Below are 24,776 nucleotides of genomic sequence, written 5' to 3' on the forward strand. Positions count from 1 at the left end.
CCGCCCCGGACCGCCACTTCGGAGGCCGACACCGCCAGCTGATTCGCCTGCCGCGCGTTGTCGGCGTTCTGCTTGACCGTGCTGGTGAGTTCTTCCATCGAGGCCGCCGTCTCCTCCAGCGAGCTCGCCTGCTCCTCGGTGCGCGACGACAAGTCCTGGTTGCCGGTGGCGATCTCGCCCGAGGCCGTCGCGATGGTGTCGGTGCCCTGGTGCACTTCGCCCACGATCTTCACCAGGCTGTCGTTCATGTCCTTGAGCGCTCGCAGCAACTGCCCGGTCTCGTCGCGCGTGCCGGCCTCGATGCGGCTGGTCAGGTCGCCGCCGGCCACCGTCTGCGCCACCCGCACGGCGCGGCCGAGCGGCCGCGTGATGCCGATCGCAAGCCACCAGGCGCAGGCGCCGCCCAGGGCCAGCACCAGGGCCCCGAGCGCCAGCAGCAAGTTGCGGCTGGACCGGTAGCTGGCGCCGATCTGGGCCACCGTGCCGTCGATCGTTCGCCGCTGCATCTCGAGCAAGTGCTGGACGTTGTCCAGATAGACCTTGGCGGTGGGCATGAACTGGCGCTCCAGCGCCCGGTTGGCATCCTCCATCGTGCCCTCGGCCTTCGCCTTGACCACGGCGTCTCGCCCCTCGAGGTACTTCGTCCGCACGTCCTGGAAGTCCTTCCACAGCGCCTTTTCCTCGTCGCTGTTCAGCAGCGGCTCGAGTTGCTTCTGCAGTGCCTGCGCCTCTTTGGTGGAACTCGCGGCCTCCTCGGCGAAGAAGGGGCCGAGCGACGGGTCGGCGCTCTTGGCGATGGCGGTGGTCCGGCGCACGCCGACCGCGACCAGCCGGTACCAGTCGCTGATCATCCGTTCCTTGGCCAGCGGCTGGCTGGTGATCTCCTCGGCAGAGGCGGCCACCGCCTGCAGGCGCCAGATGCCGAGTGCCGTCATCAGCGCCATCAGCGCCAGCACCATGCCAAAACCCAATCCCAGGCGGGTGCCGATCTTCAAGTGTTTCACGTGCGTTCCTCCATGCCGGCCAGTCCGACTGTCAGAGGGATATCGGCCATCGCGCGGAAAATTGAAGGCCGGTGCGGCCGTTCAGCCGGCGAAGCCCCCGTCGTCGAGGAATTGCTGCTCCTGCGGCGTGCTGCTGCGCCCCAGGACCTGGTTGCGATGCGGGAAGCGCCCGAAGCGCGCCACGATGTCCCGGTGCAGCACCGCGAAGCGCTGGGTGTTCGGGTCGAGTTCGCCGCAGAGCAGCACCGAGCGCTCCTGGTCGGCCAGGGATTCGGAATGCATGAACGGCAGGTAGAAGAAGGGCCGCAGCGCCGGCTCGATCTGCCGGTCGAGGCCGGCGTCGATGGCGGCCTGCGCGATGCCGAGCGCCTTGCCGTCGGTCGCGAACATGCGGCCGCTGCCGCGCCAGGCGTTGCGCGGCAACTGGTCGAGCAGCACCAGCAGCGCCAGGGCGCCTTCGGCATCGGCCGCCCAGTGATCGAGCGCGCCGGTGGCGGCGAGGTGGTGCGCGGTCTCGAAGCGCGCCTTGAACTCGGCATCGAAGGCCTCGTTCTTGGCGAACCAGCGGCTGGGGCCGGCATCGCGCCAGAAGGCGGCGACGTCGGCGGCGGAGGGCAGGGCATTCATGCGCCGGATGATGCCACCGGTGCCGAAAGTCGGGGCGGTGGCCGACATCGCGGGAGCCTGTCCCTGCCTAAGCTCGGCACATCGCAACCCGATGGAGATCACCCATGACACGATACGGAAAACTCTTGCGCCTGGCCCTCGTCGCGGGCGTCGCGACCGCGGCCCTGGCGGGCTGCGGGATGATGTCGAAGTCCAATACCGCTAGCTTCAGCGGTGCCATGAACGCGGCCAGCGAGGTGCCGCCCAACATGACGCGCGGCAGCGGCATGGCCGAGGCCTGGCTGAACAAGGACACCAACGTGCTCAAGTACAAGATCACCTACGAGGGCTTGAGCGGGCCGGCCACCGCCGCGCACTTCCACGGTCCGGCGACCGCTGGCGCGAACGCCGCCGTCGTGCTGCCCTTCGCGTCGCCGGCCAGCCCGATCGAGGGCCAGGCCACGCTCACGCCGGCCCAGGCGGCCGATCTGATGGCGGGCAAGTGGTACGCCAACATCCATACGGCGGCCAATCCGGGCGGCGAGATCCGGGGCCAGATGCTGCCGAAGATGTAGCTCGCGCCGAGGTGCCGGAGCGCGGCGGCGCTGGCGGCAGATGGTGTCAAATGACGCCATGCCCGCCACCAAGAAGCCTCGCGCCGCCGCCCGACCCGCCACCCCGCGGGTCGACATCACGACCGCCAGGAAGGCACTGGTCCTGCAGGGCGGTGGCGCCCTGGGGGCCTACCAGGCCGGCGTCTATGCGGGCGTGTTCGAGAAGCACAAGGCGCTCGACTGGGTGGCCGGCGTGTCGATCGGCGCCGTCAACGCCGCGCTGATCGCCGGCAACGCGCCCGCGATGCGGGTCCGGCGGCTGCGCGAGTTCTGGGACCTGGTCTCCTCGGGCGCCACACAGCGCCTGCCGGGCTGGTGGGGCGGCGACCGGGCCGCCTGGAACCAGTGGAGCGCCGCCGCGGTCGCGATGTTCGGCGTCCCGGGTTTCTTCGAGCCGCGCCGCAACCCGACGCTGCTGCTCGGCGGCGCGGCGCCGCTCCTGAGCTACTACGACACCGCGCCGCTGAAGGCGACGCTCGAGCGGCTGGTGGACTTCGATCGCATCAACCACTGCGACACCCGCTTCAGCGTGGGGGCGGTCAACGTGCGCACCGGCAACTCGGTCTATTTCGACAACACGGTCCAGCGCATCGGCCCCGAGCACATCATGGCCAGCGGCGCGCTGCCGCCGGGTTTCGCGCCGGTGCACATCGACGGCGAAGACTACTGGGACGGCGGCATCGTCTCCAACACGCCGCTGCAGTACGTGCTGGACACGCATCCGCGCAGCGAGCCGCTGATGGTGCTGCAGGTCGACCTGTTCAGTGCCCACGGCGCGATGCCGCGCACGCTCGCCGAGACCATGGAGCGGCAGAAGGACATCACCTATTCGAGCCGCACCCGGATGAACACCGACGCGCTGGCCTCCAACATGAACCTGCAGCAGGCGATCGCCGACCTGATCGGCAAGCTGCCGGCACCGCTGCGAAACGATCCCAGCGTGCAGGCCGTGTGCGCCCAGCTGAGCCACGAGCCGATCGAGATCGTGCACCTGATCTACCGCGACAAGCCCTACGAGCTCGACTCGAAGGACTACGAGTTCTCGCGTGCCTCGGTCGACGAGCACTGGGAGGCCGGGCTGCGCGACATCCGAAACACGCTGGACCATCCCGAGTGGCTCCAGAGCGCTTCGCTGGCGAACGGGGTCACCACCTTCGACCTGACCGAGCCGAATGCCCGGCGCATTCGCCATCCGTTGAAGCTGCCGCAGATTCCCGCCGCCCAGTAGCCTCGCCCGGCACGCAGATTGCTCGCTTCCTCTCTACCTCGCACCACCAAGGAAAACTCATGCAGCTCAAGGACAAGGTCGCCTTCATCACCGGCTCGGCCAGCGGTATCGGCAAGGAAATCGCGGTCGTCTTCGCGCAGGAAGGCGCAAAGATCGTGATCGCCGATCTCAACAAGCAGGCCGCCGACGCCACCGCCGCCGAACTCAAGGCAAGCGGCGCGCAGGCCATCGGCGTCGGCGTCGACGTCACCAGCGAGGCGCAGGTCGACGCGGCCGTCGAAGAGGCCGCCAAGGCCTTCGGCGGCATCGACATCCTGATCAGCAACGCCGGCATCCAGATCGTGCATCCGGTCGAGGAGTTCAGTTTCGCCGACTGGAAGAAGATGCTGGCGATCCACCTCGACGGCGCCTTCCTGACCACCAAGGCCTGCCTGAAGCACATGTACGCGCAGGGCCGCGGCGGCAGCGTGATCTACATGGGCTCGGTGCACTCCAAGGAGGCCTCGCTGCTGAAGGCGCCCTACGTGACCGCCAAGCACGGCCTGATCGGCCTGGCCAAGACGGTCGCGAAGGAGGGCGCCAAACACAACGTGCGCGCCAACGTGATCTGCCCGGGCTTCGTGCGCACGCCGCTGGTCGAGAAGCAGATCCCGGAACAGGCCAAGACCCTCGGCATCACCGAGGAGCAGGTGATCAAGAACGTGATGCTCAAGGAAACGGTCGACGGCGAATTCACCACCACCGACGACGTCGCCCGGGTGGCGCTGATGTTCGCGGCGTTCCCGACCAACGCGCTGACCGGCCAGTCGCTGGTGGTGAGCCACGGCTGGTTCATGCAGTGAGCGCGGCCCACGCCTGCGCCCGCTGAAGCCGCCATGGAACTGAGGCAGCTGCGCTACTTCGTCAAGACCTGCGAACTGCGCAGCATGGGGCGTGCGGCGCTCGAACTCGATCTCGCGACCTCGGCCCTGAGCCAGCAGATCAGCCGGCTCGAAAGCGAGCTGTCCACGCGCCTGCTGCAGCGCAGCTCCACCGGCGTGACGCCGACCGATGCCGGCCTGGCCTTCCTGCAGCAGGCCCAGCTCACGCTGCGGCATGCCGACGAGGCGGTGCGGGCGGCGCAGCAGGCGCGGCTCTCGGGCCACGTGAGCATCGGGCTGCCGCCGACCACGGCGTCGGTGCTCGGCGTGCCGCTGATGCAGGCGATGGGCGAGCGCTATCCCGAGGTCCGGCTGCACCTGGTGGAGACGCTGTCGGGTCACCTGGCGGCGATGCTCAATGCGCGCCAGCTCGACCTCGCGGTGCTGTTCCAGACCGACACCGCGCGGCGCTGGAGCGTGCTGCCGCTGCTGGACGAGAAGCTGTTCGTGATCGGCCGGGCCGGGCTGCCCGGCCTGCCGAAGGGGCCGCAAGTGCGCATCGCGCGCCTGGGCGAGCTGCCGCTGATCATGCCGAGCGCCTCGCACGGCCTGCGCGCCACGCTCGCCGCGGCCTTCGCGCGGGCGCGGGTCGCGCCGCGCGTGGTGGCCGAGATCGATGGCCTGGCGCTGCTGATGGATGCGGTGCGCGCGGGGCACGGCGCCACCATCCAGCCGGGCGCGGCCACCGCGCGCTTCGCCGATGAGCCTCTCGTGCAGGTCCGGATCGCCGATCCCCAGGTCGGCCGCCGCAACCTGCTCGCGAGCCTGTCCGACGACGAACTGTCGCCGGCAGCGCTGGCGGCCCGGGTCGTGCTCGCCGACGTGGCGCGCCGGCTGGTGCGGGAAGGGCGCTGGGCCGGCGCCACCCTTCACGAAAACTGAAGACCCCTTGCTCCGGGCGCACTGTCGCCCGAGGCCCCGGCTGCCTACAGTTGCCCTCCACCACGAGGAGACAACTGCATGATCGATGTCCTGGTCATCGGCGGCGGCAATGCCGCGCTGTGCGCCGCGCTGATGGCGCGCGAGGCCGGCGCCAGCGTGCTGCTGGTCGAGGCCTCGCCGCGCGAGTGGCGCGGCGGCAATTCCCAGCACACGCGCAACCTGCGCTGCATGCACGATGCGCCGCAGGACGTGCTGATCGAAGCCTATCCCGAAGAAGAGTACTGGCAGGACCTGCTGAAGGTGACCGGCGGCCTGACCGACGAGCACCTGGCCCGCATCGCGATCCGCGCCTCTTCCTCCTGCCGCGACTGGATGCGGCGGCACGGCGTGCACTTCCAGCCGCCGTTGTCGGGCGCGCTGCACGTGGCGCGCACCAACGCCTTCTTCATGGGGGGCGGCAAGGCCCTCGTCAACGCCTATTTCCGCAGCGCCGAGAGGCTCGGCGTGAAGGTCCGCTACCAGACGCCGATCGTCTCGATCGAACTCGATGGCGACCGCTTCGTGGCCGCGCGCAGCGCGGCCGGCGAGCGCATCGAGGCCCGCAGTTGCGTGCTGGCGGCCGGCGGCTTCGAGTCCAACCGCGAATGGCTCAGCCAGGCCTGGGGCGAGAACGAACGCGGCGAGCGGCCGGCAGAGAACTTCCTGATCCGCGGCACCCGCTTCAACCAGGGCGTGCTGCTCAAGGCCATGATCGACGCCGGTGCCGACTCGATCGGCGATCCGACGCAGGCGCACATGGTGGCGATCGACGCCCGCGCGCCGCTGTACGACGGCGGCATCTGCACCCGCATCGATTGCGTCTCGCTCGGCGTGGTGGTCAACCGCGACGCGCTGCGCTTCTACGACGAGGGCGAGGACTTCTGGCCCAAGCGCTATGCGATCTGGGGCCGCCTGGTGGCGCAGCAGCCGGGCCAGATCGCGTATTCGATCATCGACCGCAAGGCCATCGGCCGCTTCATGCCGCCGGTGTTTCCCGGTACCGTGGCCGATACGCTGCCCGAACTCGCGCGCAAGCTGGGCCTGCCCGAGGCGGCCTTCGTCGACACCCTCGGTGCGTACAACGCGGCCTGCCGTGCCGGCAGCTTCGATCACACGACGCTCGACGATTGCCGCACCGAAGGGCTCGCGCCCGCCAAGACGCACTGGGCGCGGACCATCGACGCGCCGCCTTACTACGGCTATGCGCTGCGGCCCGGTGTCACCTTCACCTACCTGGGCCTCCGGGTGAACGACCGGGCGGCGGTGCACTTCGGCGGCCGGCCGAGCCCGAACCTGTTCGTCGCCGGCGAGATGATGGCCGGCAACGTGCTCGGCAAGGGCTACACCGCGGGCGTCGGCATGGCCATCGGCACCGCCTTCGGCCGCATCGCGGGCACCGAGGCCGCCAAGGCCGCGAGCAAGGAGTTCGACCATGCAGCAGCTTGAGGCCCTGACCCGGGAGGCGGCATCGCTCGCGAGCGGCGAGCGGCGCGTGATCCCGATCCTGAGCGCGAGCGAGGCCGAGGTCGGCCGCCAGATGCAGATCTGCAATGCCTGCCGCTACTGCGAGGGCTTCTGCGCCGTGTTCCCGGCGATGACGCGGCGGCTCGAGTTCGGCCGCGCCGACATCCACTACCTGGCCAACCTGTGCCACAACTGCGGCGCCTGCCTGCACGCCTGCCAGTACGCGCCGCCGCACGAGTTCGCGGTCAACGTGCCGCGGGCGATGGCCGAGGTGCGCGGGCAGACCTATGCGGACTACGCCTGGCCGCCGGCGCTCGGCCGGCTGTACCAGCGCAACGGGCTGACGCTGTCGCTGGCCCTGGCGGCGGCGCTGGCGCTGTTTCTGGTGCTCGCGGTGGCCAGCACCGGATCGCTCTGGGGCGGCCGGCTGGAGGGCAATTTCTATCGGCTGTTCCCGCACAACCTGCTGGTCGGCCTGTTCGCGCCGGTGTTCCTGTTCGTCGTGTTCGCGCTGGGGAAGGGCGTGAGCCGCTTCTGGCGCGAGATCACGCCGGCCACCGGTGGCGCGCCGCTGCACGCGCCGGCCGCGGCCGAGGCCGCCGATGCCGTGCTGCGCCTGAAGTACCTCGACGGCGGCCACGGCGAGGGTTGCCACGTCGAGGACGATGCCTACACGCTGTCGCGCCGGCGCTTCCACCACCTCACCTTCTACGGCTTCCTGCTGTGCTTCGCGGCCACCAGCGTGGCCACGCTCTACCACTACCTGCTCGGCTGGCAGGCGCCCTACGAGTTGCCCAGCCTGCCCAAGCTGCTCGGCGTGGCCGGCGGGCTGAGCCTGATGATCGGCACGGCCGGACTGTGGCGGCTCAATCGCCGGCGGCACCCGCTGCACGGCGACCCGGCCCAGAAGCCGATGGACCTGGGCTTCATCGCCTTGCTGTTCCTCACCAGCGCCAGCGGCCTGGCGCTGTGGCTGGGGCGCGGCACGCCGGCCCTGGCACTGCTGCTGTGCCTGCACCTGGGCGCGGTGATGGCGCTCTTCGCCACGCTGCCCTACGGCAAGTTCGCGCACGGCATCTTCCGCACCGCGGCGCTGCTGCGCCATGCGGTCGAGAAGCGCCAGCCGAATCCGATCGGCCTCGGCGCCGACTGAACAAGACAAGACAACCATTCCGGAGACCCACGATGAACCGACGTCACCTGCTGCGCGCCACCACCCTGGCCGCGTCCTCCCTGTTGCTGGCCGGCCTCGGCCAGGCGCAGGACTTCCCCCCGAGCAAGCCGGTGACCCTGGTGGTGGGCTTTGCCGCCGGCGGTGCGGCCGACGCGGCGGCGCGGCTGATCGCGAAGAAGCTGGGCGAGAACATCGGCCGGAGCGTGGTGGTCGACAACAAGGCCGGCGCGGGCGGCAACATCGCCCACCAGCTGGTCGCCAACGGGCCGGCCGACGGCACGATGCTGCTGTTCGGCTCGATCGGGCCGCTGACCATCGCGCCGCACGTGATGAAGGTTCGCTACGACCCGTTCAAGGACCTGGCCGCGGTCTCGGGCGGCGTCAACTTTCCGAACGTGCTGGTGGTGCACAAAGGCCTGGGCGTGAAGACGCTCGCCGAGTTCGTGGCGCTGGCAAAGAAGAAGGCCGGCGGCGTGGACTACGCCTCCACCGGTGCCGGCTCGGCCTCCCACCTGGCGGGGGAGCTGTTCAACCAGCGCGCCGGCATCGAGATGGTCCACGTGCCGTACAAGGGCGGGGCGCCGGCCCTGCAGGACCTGCTGGGCGAACGTGTCGCTTCCTACTTCTCCGCCCCGCCCACGGCGCTGCCGCAGGTGGAAGCCGGCAAGCTGATCCCGCTGGCCACCACCGGGTCGGTGCGGCCGGCCTACATGCCGAACATCCCGACGGTGGCCGAGTCGGGCTACCCCGGCTTCGAGGCGCTGAACTGGTATGCCTTCGTGGCGCCCGGCAAGACGCCGGCGCCGATCCTGGAGCGCTGGAACCTGGAGATCGTGAAGGTGCTGAACGACCCGGGCGTCAAGGACGCCTTGAACAAGCACGGCCTGACGCCGCAGCCCACCACGCGCGCCGACCTCACCGCCTTCATGCGCAAGGAAGATGCCAAGTGGGGCGGCATCGTGCGCGAGCGCAAGATCACTTCGGACTGACTTGCGCGACAGGGGCGGCGGTGAGCTTCAACTCCCAGGTCTCGCCGACCAGCTGCTGGCCGAAGCCCTCGTAGGGCTCGGATTTGACGAGCTTGAACCCGCGCGCCGCGTAGATGCCGCGCGCCGCCGTCAGGCAGCGATTGGTCCAGAGCACCATCTTCTTGTAGCCCTTGGCGCGCGCGAAGGCGATGCACTCGTCGGTGAGGCGGGCGCCCAGGCCCAGTCCTCGCGCCTTCGGGCTCAGGATCAGCATGCGCAATTGGGCGGTGGTGGCCGACTTGCGCACCACGAACACGGCGCCGACCCGTTCGCCGTCGAGTTCGGCGATCCAGCAGCGTTCCCAAGCCGGCTGGAACTTGCGCAGGAACTGGCCCGCGATGTCGGCCACCAGAGCCTCGAAGTCGCTGTTCCAGCCGTATTCGCGCGCATAGATCTCGCCGTGCTGCTGCACCACCCAGCCGATGTCGCCCGGTGCCGGATCGCGCAGCACCGCGGCCTGGCGCCGGGCCGGCGGCCGGGCCCCCGGCTCGAGCAGGGCCTGCAGCGTGGCCATCGCATCGACCAGCTGGCGCCGTTCGGCCGCTCCCAGCGGCGCGAGCAGCGCCAGAGCCTCGTCGCGCGATTTCTGCTGCAGCGGCGCGAACGCCGCGTGGCCGGCTTCGGTCAGGGCCAGCAGGCTCTGGCGCGCATCGCGCGGATGGGCCTGGCGACGCAGCCATCCACGGGCCTCGAAACCGCGCAGGATGCGGCTGAGGTAGCCGGCGTCCAGGTGCAGGTCGCGGCCGATTTCGCTCGCCACCGCCTCGGCGCGGTGGGCCAGTTCGTAGAGCACGCGCACATCGGTCAGCGACATGTCGCTGTCCAGGTAGGGGTCGAGGACGCCGATGCGGCGGGTGTAGAAGCGATTGAAGCCGCGGATCGCCTTGACCTGGGCGACCTCGGGCAAGAGGGGGGATGCGTCCGACATGATTGCCATTGTCAATGGAATAATTGACAAAAGCAATTAATTCGTCGAGCGCCAGGGAGGGGCCATTTGCCCTTTGGGGCGACAGATCCAATGGAAAACCCTAAAATCGCCGGTTGCCCACCACGGGCCCACCCGGCCCGCAGGCCTGCGCGGCAACCGATTGCCGTATTCCCCCTGATGAACGCCCCCGTCGACGTCTCCTTCTTCACGCGCGCCGCCAAGCCGCTCACCAGCTACCGCAAGTACTGGGCGGCCCGCTTCGGCACGGCGAAGTTCCTGCCGACCTCGCGCGCCGAGATGGACGCGCTCGGCTGGGACAGCTGCGACATCGTCGTGGTCACGGGCGACGCCTACGTCGATCACCCGAGCTTCGGCATGGCGGTGATCGGCCGCATGCTGGAGGCGCAGGGTTTCCGGGTCGGCATCATCGCCCAGCCCGACTGGCAGAGCGCCGACCCGTTCAAGGCGCTCGGCAAGCCGAACCTGTTCTTCGGCGTCACCGCCGGCAACATGGATTCGATGATCAACCGCTACACGGCGGACCGCAAGGTGCGCAGCGACGACGCCTACACGCCCGGCGACATCGGCGGCAAGCGGCCCGACCGTGCGGCCATCGTCTATTCGCAGCGCTGCAAGGAGGCCTGGAGCGACGTGCCGATCGTGCTCGGCGGCATCGAAGGATCGCTGCGCCGCATCGCGCACTACGACTACTGGCAGGACAAGGTGCGCCGCTCGATCGTGGTCGACGCCAAGTGCGACCTGCTGCTGTACGGCAACGCCGAGCGCGCGATCGTCGAGATCGCGCACCGGCTGGCGGCGCGCGAGCCGGTGGCGCACATCACCGACGTGCGCGGCACTGCCTTCGTGCGCCGCGAAACCCCCGAGGGCTGGTTCGAGATCAATTCGACCAGCGTCGACGAGCCGGGCCGGGTCGAGGCCCACGTCAATCCCTACCTGATGGTGTCGGACCAGGCCAAGGCCAACGGCGCCACCTGCGCCAAGGAAGACGAGGCGCAGTCGGTGGCCCAGGCCGCGGAAGCCGCGGGCTCGGTCAACCTGTCGATCAAGCCGCTGACCTTCGTGCCGAATCCGGCCCTGCAAAGCCGTGAAAGAATCAAGGTGCCGCCGCGCGACCGCTCGGTGATCAGATTGCCGTCGTACGAGCAGGTGCGCGCCGACCCGGTGCTCTATGCCCACGCCAACCGCGTGCTGCATCTCGAGACCAACCCGGGCAATGCCCGCGCGCTGGTGCAGGCGCACGGCGAGGGCACCACGGCCCGCGACGTCTGGATCAACCCGCCGCCGATCCCGCTCACCACGGCCGAGATGGACCACGTGTTCGACCTGCCGTATGCGCGCAGCCCGCATCCGGGCTATGCCGACGAGAACGGCAGCCACGACGGCGCGACGAAGATCCCGGCCTGGGAAATGATCCGCTTCAGCGTCAACATCATGCGCGGCTGCTTCGGCGGCTGCACCTTCTGCTCGATCACCGAGCACGAGGGCCGCATCATCCAGAGCCGCTCGGAAGAATCGATCATCAAGGAGGTCGAGGCGATCCGCGACAGCGTCAAGGGCTTCACCGGCACCATCTCCGACCTCGGCGGCCCGACCGCCAACATGTACCGCATCGGCTGCAAGTCGCCCGAGATCGAATCGGCCTGCCGCAAGCCGAGCTGCGTGTATCCGGGCATCTGCCCGAACCTCAACACCAGCCACGATCCGCTGATCAAGATCTACCGCCGCGCGCGGGCGCTCAAGGGCATCAAGAAGATCCTGATCGGTTCCGGCCTGCGCTACGACCTGGCCGTGCAGTCGCCCGAGTACGTGAAGGAACTGGTCCAGCACCACGTCGGCGGCTACCTCAAGATCGCGCCCGAGCACACCGAGCAGGGCCCGCTCACCAAGATGATGAAGCCGGGCATCGGCAGCTATGACAAGTTCAAGCAGATGTTCGAGAAGTTCAGCGCCGAGGCCGGCAAGAAGCAGTACCTGATCCCGTACTTCATCGCCGCGCACCCGGGTACCAGCGACGAGGACATGATGAACCTCGCGATCTGGCTCAAGAAGAACGGCTTCCGCGCCGACCAGGTGCAGACCTTCTACCCGTCGCCGATGGCCACCGCGACCACGATGTACCACACCAACAGGAACCCGCTGCGCAAGATCACGCGCGAGAGCGAGACGGTGGACATCGTGCGCGGCGACAAGCGCCGCCGGCTGCACAAGGCCTTCCTGCGCTACCACGACGCCAACAACTGGCCGCTGCTGCGCGAGGCGCTGAAGTCGATGGGCCGGGCCGACCTGATCGGCAACGGCAAGCACCACCTGATCCCGACCTGGCAGCCGCTCACCGATGGCGGCTATACCAGCGCCCGGCGCAAGAATTCGACCGCGGTGGCGGCCAAGCCGGCGGCGCCGGTCAAGGGCCGCATCCTGACCCAGCACACCGGACTGCCGCCGCGCGACACCGGGGCAGGGCGCGCGAAGCCTTCCGCGGGCAAGGCGATCCGCAAGGGTCGCTGAGCGGCGCGCGCCGCGGGCGCTGTATCGTGTCGGCATGAACAGACTGCCGGCCCCTTTCTCGCTCTGGTGTCGAATCGGCCTCTGGCTGGCGCTGTTCACGTGGGCCTCCGGCGCCCAGGCGGCGCTCGAGGCAGGCTCGGCCCAGGCCCTGCGCGAGCTGCACCACAAGCTGGGCGGCCAGCTCGCCCACAGCCCCTTGAAGCGACCGGTCGTGCTGGATTCGGTCGAGACCGATGGCGGGCTCCAGGGCGACGTCTACGCCGTCGTCGACCACTCGCTGGAGGATGTGCGGCGCGCGCTCGAACAATCCTCGCAGTGGTGCGAGATGCTGCTGCTGCACATCAACAACCGGCGCTGCCGGGTCGCCCGCGGACCCGGAGGCGACACGCTCACGCTCAGCGTGGTGCCACGCTACGACAAGCCGATCGAGCAGGCCTTCGAGCTGTCCTTCGTGCACCGCGCGCCGCAGGCCACGCACGACTACCTGCTGGTGGACCTGTCGGCGGAATCCGGTCCGATGGGCACCAGCAACTATCGCGTGATGCTCGAAGCCGTGCCGCTCGGCGAGCACCAGACCTTTCTGCATTTCGCCTACGCCTACGACCACAACGTGGTGGCGCGGCTCGCCACCATGGCCTACCTCGCGACCTTCGGCAGCGAGAAGGTCGGCTTCACGGTGGTCCGCAAGAAGCCGAATGGCGATCCCGAATACATCCGCGGCCTGCGCGGCCTGGTGGAGCGCAACGCGATGCGCTATTTCCTCGCGCTCGATGCGTATCTCGACGGCCTGGGCGTGCCGCCGGTGGAGCGCGACACCAAGCGCCTGAACCGCTGGTTCGAGGCGGTCGAGCGCTACCCGACGCAACTGCACGAGATCGACCGTACCACCTACCTGGGCATCAAGCGCGAGGATCGCCAGCGCGACGCGGCGGCGCCCGCGCGCTGACTTCAGCGCAGCACCAGCACCGGCGTGTGCGAATGCGTCAGCACGTGCAGCGTCTCGCTGCCCATCAGCAGGCGCTTGATACCGCGCCGGCCGTGCGAGGCCATCACGATCAGGTCGCAATGGTGGACCCGGGCGGTCTCGATGATCGCTTCGGACACCCCCTCGGCCCGCACGACGATGGCCGTGGTGCTCTTGACGCCGCGGGAGTCGGCCTTGGACTTGACCGCATCGACCACCCGCTGGGACTCGACATCGGCCTGTTCGCGCAGGCGCGAAACTTCCATCTGGCTGAGCAGCAGCGACCCTTCGAAGTAGCCGGCGGACTGGTGATGGACCACCTTGACGGCGAACAACTCCGCCTGCGTCAGGATGGCCAGGTCGATCGCGCTGGACACGGCCTGTTCCGACAGCTCGGAGCCGTCGGTGGCGACGAGGATGCGTTCGTACATGACGGCACTCCCGGGCGAGCGGCACCCGCCCCCGAATTCAGGTTACTGCGCGCATCGCGCGGCCGCAAGGCGCAGCCCGCGTTCTAGGCAAGCTTGCCTAGCGCCGGCGCCAGGCCTCGTACAGGTCTTCGCCCTCGGGCCGCACCGGCAGGCTGATGAGTTTCATTTCGCGCTGCTCGATCGGCCTGGCCAACTCGACGTAGCCCCGGGCGGCCGACAGGTCGTAGGGCTCGCCGTCCTCGTTCGAATAGGCGTAGTAGACCTCCTTCACGCCCGCCAGGTACATGGCCGTGAGGCACATGGGGCAGGGATAGCCGCTGGCGTAGACCGTGCAGCCGCTCAGGTCGGTGCTCTTCAGGGCCCGGCCGGCGGCGCGCACGGCCTGCATCTCGGCATGGGCCGAAGGGTCGCACAGTGCTTCCACCTCGTTGACGCCGGTGGCCACCACGCGGCCCTCGCGGGCGATCACCGCGCCGAACGGCCAGGTCTTGCGCTGGCGCACGTTCTCCATGGCGAGATGGATGGATTCGAGCAGGTATTTTTCGGTGTCTGTCTTCGTGGTCATGGGTTGTCGACGGAGCGTGTGATGAATCGGTTGCCGCGGCTGGCCGGGGTGAACGAGGGCGAGTCAGGTCTCTTTGGGTGGCTGCCTGCGGGCGATGAACACGATCACCAGCACCGCGGCCAGCAACTCGATCGCGGCCACCAGGTAGAGGCCCGGTGCCACCCGCCCGGTCGCATTCTTGATCAGGCCCATCGCATAGGGGGCGCCGAAGCCCGCGAGGTTGGAGATCGAGTTGATCAGCGCCACGCCGACCGCGGCGGCGCCGCCGCTCAGGAACATGTTCGGGAACTGCCAGAACACCGGGATCGCGCTCATGGTGCCGACCAGGGCCAGGCCCATCGCGAGCAGCGGCACGACGGCCGGCAACCCCGGAAGGCCGAGCGCCAGCGCCAGCAGCAGCATGCCGGCGGCGCCGCAGATCGCGGCCCCGCTGAAGTGCCAGCGCACCTCGCCGCGGCGGTCGGAGTTGCGGCCGTTCAGGATCATGCCGGCGGCGCCGAACAGATAGGCCGCGCCGGCGATCCAGCCGATCGCCATCGGCGTCACGAAGCCGGTTTCCTTGATGACGGTCGGGATCCAGAAGGTCAGCGTCGAATTGGCGCACAGCAGGCAGAAGAAGATCGCGATCAGCAGCCACACCTTCGGGTTGGTGAACAGCTGGCGCCAGTCGCTGCCGCGGTCGCCGAGCCGGCGGTTGTCGAGCTCGAGCTGGTGGCGCACGACGCGCTTTTCCTCGTCGCTGAGCCAGCGCGCCTGCTCCGGCCGGTCGGTCATGTAGAACCAGGCGAAGACGCCGGCCAGCACCGAGGGGATGCCTTCGAGCACGAACAGCCACTGCCAGCCGTGCCAGCCGTGGACGCCGCCCATCGAGGTCATGATCCAGCCCGCGATCGGGCCGCCCAGCACGCCCGCGATCGCCGAGGCCGACATGAAGGTGCCGAAGGCCTTGGCGCGGCGCTGCGAGGGATACCAGTAGGTCAGGTAGAGGATCACGCCCGGGTAGAAGCCGGCTTCGAAGGCGCCCAGCAGGAAGCGCAGCAGGTAGAACTGGGTCGGCGTCGTGACCCAGGCCTGCATCATGCAGACCAGGCCCCAGCCGATGGTGATGCGCATCACGGTCTTCTTGGCGCCGATCTTCTGCAGCAGCATGTTCGAGGGCACCTCGAAAAAGAAGTAGCCGAGGAAGAAGATGCCGGCGCCGAGCCCGTAGACCGCCTCGCTGAAGCGCAGGTCGTCGAGCATCTGCAGCTTGGCGAAGCCGATGTTCACGCGGTCGAGCCAGGCCAGCACCCAGAGCGCGCCCAGGAAGGGCAGCAGCCGCCACGAGATCTTGCCGTAGGTCGCGTCGACCTTGTCCTGGGAGGCGACGGCGCCGGGCAGCGCCATGTCGTGTGCACTCATGTCTCAGCTCCTTGTTCTGGCCGGATTCGGCTGCGCCAATGTTGGCCGCTTGCGCCCCTGTGCGAAACTGGGCAGCCGCAATAGAGCACATAGCAATGTCGATATCCGGAGTCTGAATTACCGTGTCGCGCGCCGATGATCCGTTCGAGACCTATCTGCTCAGGGTGCTTTGCGCCCTGATGGCCGACCAGAGCGTCTCGCGCACCGCGATCCGCATGAACCAGTCCCAGCCGGCCATCAGCGCCGCGCTCAAGCGGCTGCGAGAGATTTTCGGCGACCCCCTTCTGGTGCGCGACAAGAACACCATGGTGCCCACGCCGCGCGCGCTGGCGGCGGCGGCCCAGGCGCGGGCCGCGCTGGCGCTGATCGACGGCCTCGTGAGTTCGGGCGAGAGCTTCGATCCGGCGACGACCGAGCAGGCCTTCACGATCGCCATGCCCGACTATCTGGCGCCGCCCTTCCTGGCCCACGTGGTGCGGGCCTTCCGCACCGAGGCGCCGCGCGCCCGGCTGACCGCCATGCCGCTCGGCCCGCAGTTCGACTACGAACTGGCCTTGCAGGACGGCGCGGTCGACATCGTGATCGGCAACTGGCCGAGCCCGCCGGAGCACCTGCACATCTCGACGCTGCTGGAGGACGAGGTGGTGTGCATCCTCGCGCGCGAGCATCCCTGGGCGGCCGAAGGCGCCTTGACCGTCGAGCGCTACCTGCAGGCGGCGCACGTGGTGCCGATGCCGTATTCCATCGACCAGCGCGGCGTGGTCGAGTCGGGCCTCAACACGATGCGGGTCGGCCGCGACCGGCGCGTGGAGTGCCCGTACTTCAGCCTGGCGCCGAGCCTGCTGCCGGGCACCGACCTGATCATGACCACCAGCCGCCACTTCGCGCAGTACCACGCCGAGCGCCTGGACGTCGCGATCGTGCCGTCGCCGATCCCGTTTCCGGCGATGCGCTTCTACCAGCTGTGGCATTCGTCGCAGCACCGCGCGGCAGCGCATGTCTGGCTGCGCGGCGTGCTCACGGCGGCGTCGCGCACGCTGGCGCCGCCCGCCGCCCGGCTGCACTGAGCGAGAGGAGCCCCTGAGCGCTTTGCTATGCGCCGTATAGCGCCGCGTGTCTTCAGGCACGCCTGCCGCCTTCCTACACTGGGCGCATGTCCACGCTGCAAGCCCACCTCGACCTGAGCGCCGTCAATGCGATGGCGCGCAGTGCATTCACCGCCGCCCTGGGCGACATCTTCGAGCACTCCCCCTGGGTCGCCGAGGCGGCCTGGGCGGCGCGCCCCTTCGGCTCGGTGCGGGCGCTGCACGAGGCCATGATGGACGGCGTCCGGGCCAGCGGCAGGGCCCGGCAGATCGAGTTCCTGCGCGGCCATCCGCCCCTGTCGGGCAGCGCGGTGCGCGCCGGCTCGATGACCTCGGACTCGATCGCCGAGCAGAAGAGCGCCGGGCTGGAGGCCCTGTCGGCGGCCGAAGAACAGAACCTGGAGCGGCTGAACCGCGCCTACGAGGCGCGCCATGGCTTTCCGTTCATCGTCTGCGTGCGGCACTACACGCGGGCGGGCATCTTCGCGGAGTTCGAATCGCGCACCCTGCGCGAGCCGGCGCAGGAACTCGCCGAGGCGCTGCGCCAGATCGGTTTCATCACCGGGCTGCGCCTCGCGGCGCGGGTCAGCGCCTGACCAGCGCGCACTTCGAATCGGCCAGCGGCGCGAAGGCCTTGTCGCCCGGGATCGCCTTCTCGAGTGCGTTGCCGAAGGCGTAGTCGGCGGTGATGAAGCACCAGCTGTTCATGCCCTTCTTGATGAGCGCAGGCACGGTGGTGTTGGCGAGCGAGTAGGTGTCGTACATCCAGTGCACGCTGTGCGCGGTGCACTGGTCGTCGCTGATGGTGGAGGCGCCGGCACCGGTGACCATCGCGAGCTTCTTCTTCTCGTCGGCGATGCGGGTCACGGCCAGCGCGACGTTGGAGTAGGTGAGGTCGGTGATCATGTCGACCTTGTCCTGGTCGAACCACTCGCGCGCCCTGGTGGCGCCGATGTCGGTCTTGCCCTGGGAGTCGGCCGAGACCAGCTCGATCGGCATGCCGAGCTTCCGATCCTTGGAGAACTCGTCGATCGCGACTTTATGCGGGGCGTGACTTTCACGGCGGCGTCACAAACTTCCGCGCTAATGCCCGGGGCTCGCGCATGGTGCGCGGGCATCACTCTGCGGGAACAACAATGAACGAGCGATCGAGGATGACGTGGCTGGCGGCGGTGGGTGCCGGCCTCGTGGTGGCCGCATGCGGCGGTGGCGGCAGCGGCGGCAGTTTCGTGCTGCCCACGGGCGGCACGGGAGGCTCGGGCGCCGGCGGCAGCACGGGCACCGGTGGAGCGGGCCAGAGCGTGGCCGGCGTCTTCCTCGATGCGGCGGTCGAAGGCCTGGACTATGTCGCGGGCACGGCCCCCAAGGCGGTCACCTCGGCCAAGGGCGAGTTCGCCTGCAAGGCGGGAGAGACCGTGAGCTTCAGCCTCGGCGCATTGGCGCTCGGCAGCGCCGCCTGCGGCACCACCCTCACGCCGCTCGCGCTGGCGGGCCAGCAGGCCACGCCGGAGGGCCTGAGGGCCGATGCGGTGGTCAACCGCCTGATCGCCTTGCAGAGCTTCGACGAGGACGGCGACCCGTCCAACGGCATTCGCATCACGGACGCGCTCAAGGTCGCATTGAAGGCCGGAGCGCTCGACTTCGCGGCCCCGGCTGCGACCTTCGACAGTGCGTTCAACACGCTGCTCGCAGCGTTGCCCGCCCCCTATGCCACGCGGGTCTCCGACGCCAATTGGCGCGCCCTGGCGCGCGAGCACTTCGAGAACACGCTGGCCGCGCAGCTCGGCGCCCCGGTGGTCGAGACCTCGACCCAGAGCAACGCGCTGGGCGCGGTTGCGGTGAGCGTGACCCGCCACCAGTTGCAGGCCGACGCGAAGTTCAATGTGCCCTACGAAGGTGCCAACGAGAAGACGCGCGCCGATTTTCCGAAGGGCTTCCTGCCGGCCTACGGCTCCGGCCTGGCCTTCAAGGGCACGGCGGCCGATGGCGCGCTGGAGTTCTACGCCATCACCGATCGCGGTCCCAACGGCGATGGCCCGGCCGCGCCGGTGCCCGGCGGCGCCGGTGTCAACATCAGCAAGGTGTTTCCGGCGCCGTCCTTCGCGCCGAGTTTCGGACTGGTCACGGTCGGCAAGGGCGGTGCCGTGCTGCAGACGAGCGTCGCGCTGAAGCAGGACGCCACCCGCAAGATCAGCGGCCTGCCTCCGCAGTCGGGCGTGGGCGCCACCGGCGAGACGCCGCTGACCGACGCCTACCGCTTCGATCCGGCCAAGGCGAACTTCGACGCCAACGGCCTGGACCCCGAGACGCTGGTGCTCGACAAGGCCCGCAAGGTGCTGTGGAGCAGCGACGAGTACGGTCCCTTCATCGTTCGCATCAACATCGACAGCGGGGTCATCGAGAAGAAGTACGCGCCGGGCAGCGGCGCGGCGGACCTGCCCGCGGTGCTGGCGCTGCGGCGTCCCAATCGCGGCATGGAAGGCCTGACGCTCGACGTCGCCAGCGGCCGGCTGCACGGTTTCCTGCAGAGCCCGATCGATCCGAAGGACGGTGCCGGCAAGTCGATCCAGGCCTTGCCGCCCGGCGGCAAGAAGACCGATGTGCGCCATCTTGCGAAGTTCACGCGCTGGCTCGAGTTCGATCCGGCCACCGAGCGCTCGAAGCTCTACGCCTACCCGATCGACGGCAGCCAGTACGACAAGGACCGCACCGGCAACGCCAAGCTCGGCGACGTCGTGAGCCTGGGCAATGGGCGCTTCATCGTGATCGAGCAGGGCGCGCGCAAGAGCGATGCCAAGGTGTTCAACAAGCTGGTGCTGGTCGAGATTCCGGCCGATGCGACCGACATCACGGCACTCGACCACAACCTCGAGATCAGCAGCATCACCCAGGCGGCGTCGAACGGTGCCGACTGGTCGGGCGTGGTGACGCTGAAGAAGACCGAGCTGCTCGACCTCAACGCGCTCGGCTGGCTGGCCGAGAAGGCCGAGGGCCTGACGCTGGTGGACGAGCACACGCTGGCGCTCGTCAACGACAACGACTTCGGGGTCGCCACCACGCTGCTGGACGCCAGCGGCCAGCGGGTCGCCGGCAGCATCGAGGACTGTACCGTGGATGCCGCCGGCGCGATCGTGAGCGGCTGCCCGGCGGGCGTCGTCGGCGCACGCATCACGCGCGGCAGCGACCTTGAACGGCCGACGCGGCTCTGGCTGCTGCGCTTTGCGCGCAAGCTGACTGACCTGAAGCTCCCGGCGCCCTGACGCAACGCGACACCCGGACCCTGGAGCGTGCCGGCGCGGAACCCGGGGTCGCGCCGCGGTGTCGAAGAGGGCCGAGCCTCGACAGGAGACGCCATGCCCCGACGCTTGCTTTCCACACTCGCGGCGATCCTCGCCGCCGGAGCGTCGGCGGCAGTGTCCGCCGCCGATCTGTCGGTCGTTTTCGTCGATCCGGGCCAGTTCACCGACGCCGCCTATTCGCATCCCCACGGCACCGAGCGGCAGCGCGCCGAAGTCCTGCGCGACATCGAGCGGCACCTGCGGCAGCTGGCCGAGCGCGGCCTGCCGGCGGGCGACGCGCTGCGCATCGAGGTGCTGGACATCGATCTGGCCGGGTGGTTCGAGCCGTTTCGTTTCCGCACCGGCGCCGATGTGCGCGTCCTGCGCGACATCACCTGGCCGCGCATCACGCTGCACTACACGCTGACGCGCGGCGACCGGGTGATCGCCAGCGCCGAGGAACAGGTGGCCGATCTGAACTACCTGATGAGGGTCAATCGCTATGGGGACAGCGACCGGCTGCGCTTCGAGAAGGCCATGCTGGACGACTGGTTCGGCCGGCGCATCGCCGCCCAGGCTCGGCAGGACTGAACCCAGTGCACCAAGACCCTGACACCGACCAACAGCACGCGTAACGAGGTGTTGCTACGGATCGGTTGGTGTGCGTCATGCTGCTAGTACTGCGCTATTTCGTACTAATATTCGGCGAAACGGCTTTCAAGTCAGCTATTGGTCAGCAATAGTGGTGTGGGTCCGCTGGCTTTGACCGGCCGTTGCTTTTTCCTGCGCAACCGGGGAATTCGATGCCAGCAGCGCCCGCATCTGCCGTGTCGTGATGATCTCCATCCTCGTTCCGGCCTACGCCCGGCCGGAGCAATTGGGCGAAGCGCTCGCAAGCATCGCGCAGCAGGACCGCTCATTGATCGGCGAGATCATCATCGGCGACGACAGTCCGCGCTCGTACTGGGCGGACAACCAGGCTGTCGTCGCGGCGAGCGGCCTGGCGGATCTCATCGAGTACCTCCCGAGCGAGCCGTCCAAGGGAACCTACCCCAACCAATGGTTCCTGGCTTCGCGCGCGATGTACGACCACCTGCTGTTCCTGCACAACGATGACCAGCTGTGTCCCGGTGCGCTGCGCCTGCTGGCGAATGCCTGTATCCAGCAGACCGACCCGCGCGTGAAGTTGTGGTTCGGTACGCAGCTGATCATGGACGAGGCCGGCGTGGTCGACCCCGAGCGATCCGGCGCCAGCGATCAGTGGTACGGCAGGCAGGGCCCGGGTGCGACGCGCCCGGGGTGGGCGTGGTGCCTGACGGAGTCGATTCCCTCCAATGCCTTCCTGGTGGAAAGGGCGACCTATCTGCAATGCATGCGCGGCGAGCGCGACGGCAACGTGGGGGATTGGGCCTTTGCGGTGCGTCTGGCCAACAGCGGCGGCTGGGCGCAGTTCATTGCCCAGGTCGTGTCGCGCTACAGGGTGCAGGCTGGATCCGTCACGAGCGCCGGGCGCGGCGTCGACGCTCACCGGGCCTACGAGCTGGCGCGCGAGCTGCGCGTGCCCCCCGAAATGGAAGCGGCGAAGCGCGAGCGCTTCAACCGATACATGCTGGTCGTCGCCGTGCGCTATGCACGGGATGGCGAACGCATGAACGCCTGGCGATCCTTCCTGTCGCCCGATGTTGCCTGGCGGGAGCGGCTTTCCCTTCGCTCGGGCCAAGTGCTCCTGATGCTGTTGACGCCGCGGCCGCTCTGGCGCTGGACGCTGCGCTACAAGAATTGAGCGAAATGGCCCCCGGGCCGCGCGCGAAATTTAAGGTTTGGTGAGGGATTGCTTAAGCAATTCTTAGCGGCGCGCGCGGGCGTGGATTCCTAGACTTCTTTTCCAGCAGGCAGGCGCACGGTGCGCTTGCCGCTGAACCGAAAAGAGGGACCCCATGAACATCGATCAGCGCGAACTGCGCCATGTCGCGGAGGCCGCAGCGCCCCGCGTCGATTTGTATGCCGGCATCCACAAGGCGTTGCGCGCGCTGATGGCCGACACCCTGCTGGCCGTCGGCCGGATGGACTGCGACGATGCGCTGGAACTCGCGCAGGTCACGCAGCGGGTGCTCGAGCTGCTCGACTTCTGCCGCTCCCACCTGCAGCACGAGAACGACTTCGTCCACACCGCCATGGAGGCCCGCGCGCCCGGCGCCAGCGGCAAGATCGCGCACGAACACGACGAGCACCTGCAGGCCATCGTCGCGCTGGCGAATGAGACCACGGCCCTGCTGCAATGCGCGCCGACGGCCCGGGCCGCCGGCACGCTGGCGCTGTACCGCGCGCTGTCGCTGTTCGTGGCCCACAACTTCGAGCACATGCATGTCGAGGAGACCGCCCACAACGCGGTGCTCTGGGCCCGCTACACCGACGCCGAGCTGATCGAGATCGAGAATGCGCTGGTGGCCTCGATCCCGCCCGAGGAGATGATGTTCGTGCTGCGCTGGATGGTGCCGTTCATGAACCCGGCCGAGCGCGCCGCGATGCTGGGCGACATGCGCGCGCATGCGCCGGCGCCGGCCTTCGCCGCGGCGCTGGAGGTGGTGCGGCCGCACCTGAGCGAGCGCGAATGGAGCAAGCTCAGCGCCAGCCTGGGCCTGCCGGCGGTGCCGGGACTGGCGCAGGGCTGAGGCCCGGTTCAGCCTGCGATCTCGGTCAGCGCGACCGGCCGCCCGACGCGCAACTGGAAGCGGCCGCGGCCGGTCTTCTCGATCCGGATGTGCGGGCAGTTCTCCTGCAGCCGCCGCTGCAGCAGCACCAGCCGCGCCTCCAGGTTGTCCGACAGGTCGGGCAGCCGCAGCGCCGGGTCGAGCCGCAGCTCGCGGTTGGTGAATTCGCTTCGGCCCTGCTGCGCATGCTCGCGCAGCAGCTTGCCGAAGATGGCACCGGCCACGCCCTTGATCAGGTAGCTGTCGCCGATGAAGACGCTGTTGTTGGCGAGATAGTGGCGCACCGCGACCGGCGCGCCCGTGGCCGACACCTGCGGCACAGGCGCGGGCGGCTCGGCCGCGGCGGCCGGCTCGTCGGCGGTGCGCAGCAGTTCGAGCGCGGCGCCCAGGTGGCCGGCGATCGCGACCAGCGCATCCTCGTCCTCGAAGCCGAAGCGCATGTCCTGCGGGCTCTCGACGAACAGCGCGCCGAGCAGGCGGCCGCTGGACACGATCGGCACCGCGAGCTGGCTGTGCGGCTCGGGCAGGCCCGGAAACGGGATCTCGGTCTCGAGCACCAGGCCGGGCTCGATCTCCCGCATGCTGCTGCGCACCGCGTGGCTGTAGCTGGCCGCATTCGTCATGTGGCTGATGCGCACCGGCGTGCCCTCGCGTGCGGCGACGCCGATCACGCCGTGGCCGATCTCGATCTCGGAGCCGACGCCCGAGGTCGCGTAGCCGCAACTCGCCACCGTGTAGAGGCGCTCGGTCGCGCCGTCGCGCATCAGCACCATCGCGTGGCGCACGTCGAGCTGGTCGTTGAGCACAGCGAGCACGGCCTGCAGCAGCTCGTCGGTCGCGCAGCAGGCGGACAGCCGTTCGGCGCACCGGCGCACGCCCGCCAGCAGGCCGTGGCGCGGCGGCGGCGGCGGCAGGCCGTCGCCTTCGAGCCGCTCGATGGCCTCGACCTCGTAGATGTCGGCGCCGAGCAGGCGGAACACGCCCGCCATCCCCGAGTGGGAGGCGATCCCCGCCAATTGCGCCTTCATGCCTTCGAAGCGCGGTCCGCCGGTCTCGGTGCGCAGGTAGCGCAGCCCGAGCCGGTAGAAGGTGGCGACTCTGGCGTCCATCACCAGCACCGTGGCGTGCGGATTGGCCAGGATGTTCTTCCGGGTCTTGTTGAAGAACTGGAAGGACAGCGCAACGTGCCGCTCGTCGACGTAGTAGACCTGCGAGATGTAGGCGACGTTGGGCGTGCCGTCCTCCGAGCAAGTGGCCATCATCGCCGGGATCGCACCCTCGAAGCAGGCGCGGATCGCATGCAGCGAGGGGGGTGTGGTGCGGGTGTTCATCGCAGCGTTCAAGCCGAGGGCAGCGCGCTGCCGGCCTTCGGGCCGGGGGTCTGGTCGAAGGCCTCGGTCGGGCTGAAGCGGATCGCCACCACGTCGTCGAGCGCGAAGGCCAGCATCGCGCGAACGAAGGGGATGTCGTAGCCGACGCAGCCGACCTCGTATTCCATCGAGCGAAGGTAGCGGCGCAGCAAGGGGTGGTCGGCCTCGGTGGCGGCCCGAAGCTCCGCGCGGCGGGCCTTCACCTGCACCGTGCGATGGCTCAGCGGTTCGCTGAAGACCACCGCGATGTGGCCGGTGGCGGCGATGTCCTGCAGCAGCTGGCGCGACTGGCTGCGCGAGACGTAGACCGTGATCTCGCTGCCGTCCGCTGCGATGGCGGCGCCGACCGCGCGCATCAGGCTGGGCCGGTGCGCGGCGTTGCGCGAGGCGACGATGGCCGAGACGCCCTTGTCGATCATCGCGATGTGTTCGGGGCTCAGCAGCGGGCGAGGAGGGGCGGCGGACATGGAGACGGGGGCCGGTCGACGAAGACCGGCATTTTGATTCAAAGTCCCGCCGCCGTCCCTTTTTTCGGACGGCCTACGCCAACCGGCCGAC

The 24,776-nt window shown here is 69.1% G+C and carries 24 protein-coding genes; 15 read left to right on the plus strand and 9 right to left on the minus strand.

Annotation, left to right across the window (positions count from 1 at the left end):
• On the minus strand, positions 1-1,004 hold a 1,004-nt coding region (locus tag AB4Z46_RS26590), incomplete at its 3' end, for a methyl-accepting chemotaxis protein (protein ID WP_442286552.1).
• Between the two features lie 81 nt (positions 1,005-1,085).
• Positions 1,086-1,679, minus strand: coding sequence for a DUF924 family protein (locus AB4Z46_RS26595; RefSeq protein ID WP_442286553.1), 594 nt, complete (start codon positions 1,677-1,679; stop codon positions 1,086-1,088).
• A gap of 56 nt (positions 1,680-1,735) precedes the next feature.
• Between AB4Z46_RS26595 and AB4Z46_RS26600 the strand changes: the two genes are divergently transcribed.
• From AB4Z46_RS26600 to AB4Z46_RS26630, 7 genes are all read left to right on the plus strand, one after another.
• Positions 1,736-2,185 carry a CHRD domain-containing protein gene (locus AB4Z46_RS26600; protein ID WP_442286554.1) on the plus strand — a complete coding sequence of 150 codons (450 nt, stop codon included), beginning with the start codon at positions 1,736-1,738 and terminating at the stop codon, positions 2,183-2,185.
• 58 nt (positions 2,186-2,243) lie between these two features.
• Positions 2,244-3,452: a DUF3734 domain-containing protein gene (locus AB4Z46_RS26605; protein WP_442286555.1), complete on the plus strand. Its 1,209-nt coding sequence runs from the start codon at positions 2,244-2,246 to the stop codon at positions 3,450-3,452.
• A gap of 59 nt (positions 3,453-3,511) precedes the next feature.
• A complete protein-coding gene (locus AB4Z46_RS26610; RefSeq protein WP_442286556.1) occupies positions 3,512-4,294 on the plus strand; it encodes a 3-hydroxybutyrate dehydrogenase in 783 nt (260 codons plus the stop codon).
• Between the two features lie 33 nt (positions 4,295-4,327).
• Positions 4,328-5,254, plus strand: coding sequence for a LysR substrate-binding domain-containing protein (locus tag AB4Z46_RS26615; protein ID WP_442286557.1), 927 nt, complete (start codon positions 4,328-4,330; stop codon positions 5,252-5,254).
• A gap of 78 nt (positions 5,255-5,332) precedes the next feature.
• Positions 5,333-6,739: an FAD-dependent tricarballylate dehydrogenase TcuA gene (gene tcuA / locus AB4Z46_RS26620; RefSeq protein WP_442286558.1), complete on the plus strand. Its 1,407-nt coding sequence runs from the start codon at positions 5,333-5,335 to the stop codon at positions 6,737-6,739.
• Complete coding sequence (gene tcuB, locus AB4Z46_RS26625) at positions 6,726-7,910, plus strand: tricarballylate utilization 4Fe-4S protein TcuB (protein ID WP_442286559.1); 1,185 nt, start codon at positions 6,726-6,728, stop codon at positions 7,908-7,910. Before tcuA ends, tcuB begins: the two co-directional genes overlap by 14 nt.
• A 32-nt stretch (positions 7,911-7,942) precedes the next feature.
• Complete coding sequence (locus AB4Z46_RS26630) at positions 7,943-8,920, plus strand: Bug family tripartite tricarboxylate transporter substrate binding protein (protein ID WP_442286560.1); 978 nt, start codon at positions 7,943-7,945, stop codon at positions 8,918-8,920.
• On the opposite strand, the gene AB4Z46_RS26635 is transcribed toward AB4Z46_RS26630, so the two are convergent.
• Positions 8,907-9,887 carry a bifunctional helix-turn-helix transcriptional regulator/GNAT family N-acetyltransferase gene (locus AB4Z46_RS26635; RefSeq protein ID WP_442286561.1) on the minus strand — a complete coding sequence of 327 codons (981 nt, stop codon included), beginning with the start codon at positions 9,885-9,887 and terminating at the stop codon, positions 8,907-8,909. The genes AB4Z46_RS26630 and AB4Z46_RS26635 overlap by 14 nt on opposite strands.
• Before the next feature lie 177 nt (positions 9,888-10,064).
• Between AB4Z46_RS26635 and AB4Z46_RS26640 the strand changes: the two genes are divergently transcribed.
• Positions 10,065-12,413 carry a YgiQ family radical SAM protein gene (locus AB4Z46_RS26640; protein WP_442286562.1) on the plus strand — a complete coding sequence of 783 codons (2,349 nt, stop codon included), beginning with the start codon at positions 10,065-10,067 and terminating at the stop codon, positions 12,411-12,413.
• Between the two features lie 34 nt (positions 12,414-12,447).
• Complete coding sequence (locus AB4Z46_RS26645; protein WP_442286563.1) at positions 12,448-13,359, plus strand: hypothetical protein; 912 nt, start codon at positions 12,448-12,450, stop codon at positions 13,357-13,359.
• A 2-nt stretch (positions 13,360-13,361) separates the two neighbouring features.
• Here AB4Z46_RS26645 and AB4Z46_RS26650 read toward each other — a convergent pair whose 3' ends face one another.
• From AB4Z46_RS26650 to AB4Z46_RS26660, 3 genes are all read right to left on the minus strand, one after another.
• Positions 13,362-13,808, minus strand: a complete 447-nt coding sequence (locus tag AB4Z46_RS26650; RefSeq protein WP_442286564.1) for a universal stress protein — start codon at positions 13,806-13,808, stop codon at positions 13,362-13,364.
• A gap of 97 nt (positions 13,809-13,905) precedes the next feature.
• Positions 13,906-14,373 carry a nucleoside deaminase gene (locus AB4Z46_RS26655; protein WP_442286565.1) on the minus strand — a complete coding sequence of 156 codons (468 nt, stop codon included), beginning with the start codon at positions 14,371-14,373 and terminating at the stop codon, positions 13,906-13,908.
• Positions 14,374-14,436: 63 nt separating this feature from the next.
• The gene (locus tag AB4Z46_RS26660) at positions 14,437-15,774 is read right to left on the minus strand and encodes an MFS transporter (protein WP_442286566.1); all 1,338 of its coding nucleotides are present in this window, start codon (positions 15,772-15,774) and stop codon (positions 14,437-14,439) included.
• 122 nt (positions 15,775-15,896) lie between these two features.
• Between AB4Z46_RS26660 and AB4Z46_RS26665 the strand changes: the two genes are divergently transcribed.
• Positions 15,897-16,841 carry a LysR family transcriptional regulator gene (locus AB4Z46_RS26665; RefSeq protein ID WP_442286567.1) on the plus strand — a complete coding sequence of 315 codons (945 nt, stop codon included), beginning with the start codon at positions 15,897-15,899 and terminating at the stop codon, positions 16,839-16,841.
• Positions 16,842-16,927: 86 nt separating this feature from the next.
• Positions 16,928-17,455: a 2-oxo-4-hydroxy-4-carboxy-5-ureidoimidazoline decarboxylase gene (gene uraD, locus AB4Z46_RS26670; protein ID WP_442286568.1), complete on the plus strand. Its 528-nt coding sequence runs from the start codon at positions 16,928-16,930 to the stop codon at positions 17,453-17,455.
• Here the strand turns inward: uraD and AB4Z46_RS26675 are convergent.
• Positions 17,445-17,891: an ABC transporter substrate-binding protein gene (locus AB4Z46_RS26675; protein ID WP_442286635.1), complete on the minus strand. Its 447-nt coding sequence runs from the start codon at positions 17,889-17,891 to the stop codon at positions 17,445-17,447. The genes uraD and AB4Z46_RS26675 overlap by 11 nt on opposite strands.
• A gap of 104 nt (positions 17,892-17,995) precedes the next feature.
• Between AB4Z46_RS26675 and AB4Z46_RS26680 the strand changes: the two genes are divergently transcribed.
• From AB4Z46_RS26680 to AB4Z46_RS26695, 4 genes are all read left to right on the plus strand, one after another.
• Positions 17,996-20,119, plus strand: a complete 2,124-nt coding sequence (locus AB4Z46_RS26680) for an esterase-like activity of phytase family protein (protein WP_442286569.1) — start codon at positions 17,996-17,998, stop codon at positions 20,117-20,119.
• A gap of 93 nt (positions 20,120-20,212) precedes the next feature.
• Positions 20,213-20,728 (plus strand): DUF3016 domain-containing protein, encoded by a 516-nt coding sequence (locus AB4Z46_RS26685; RefSeq protein WP_442286570.1) that lies wholly within the window; start codon positions 20,213-20,215, stop codon positions 20,726-20,728.
• Positions 20,729-20,972: 244 nt separating this feature from the next.
• Positions 20,973-21,920, plus strand: a complete 948-nt coding sequence (locus AB4Z46_RS26690; RefSeq protein ID WP_442286571.1) for a glycosyltransferase family 2 protein — start codon at positions 20,973-20,975, stop codon at positions 21,918-21,920.
• Between the two features lie 154 nt (positions 21,921-22,074).
• Positions 22,075-22,809, plus strand: coding sequence for a hemerythrin domain-containing protein (locus AB4Z46_RS26695; protein WP_442286572.1), 735 nt, complete (start codon positions 22,075-22,077; stop codon positions 22,807-22,809).
• Positions 22,810-22,817: 8 nt separating this feature from the next.
• Here AB4Z46_RS26695 and AB4Z46_RS26700 read toward each other — a convergent pair whose 3' ends face one another.
• A complete protein-coding gene (locus AB4Z46_RS26700) occupies positions 22,818-24,179 on the minus strand; it encodes a GAF domain-containing protein (RefSeq protein WP_442286573.1) in 1,362 nt (453 codons plus the stop codon).
• A gap of 8 nt (positions 24,180-24,187) precedes the next feature.
• Positions 24,188-24,685: a hypothetical protein gene (locus tag AB4Z46_RS26705; RefSeq protein WP_442286574.1), complete on the minus strand. Its 498-nt coding sequence runs from the start codon at positions 24,683-24,685 to the stop codon at positions 24,188-24,190.
• Positions 24,686-24,776: the final 91 nt, after the last annotated feature.

Source organism: Variovorax sp. M-6, from assembly GCF_052114385.1.
In the GTDB taxonomy this organism is placed as follows: Bacteria; Pseudomonadota; Gammaproteobacteria; order Burkholderiales; family Burkholderiaceae_C; genus Variovorax.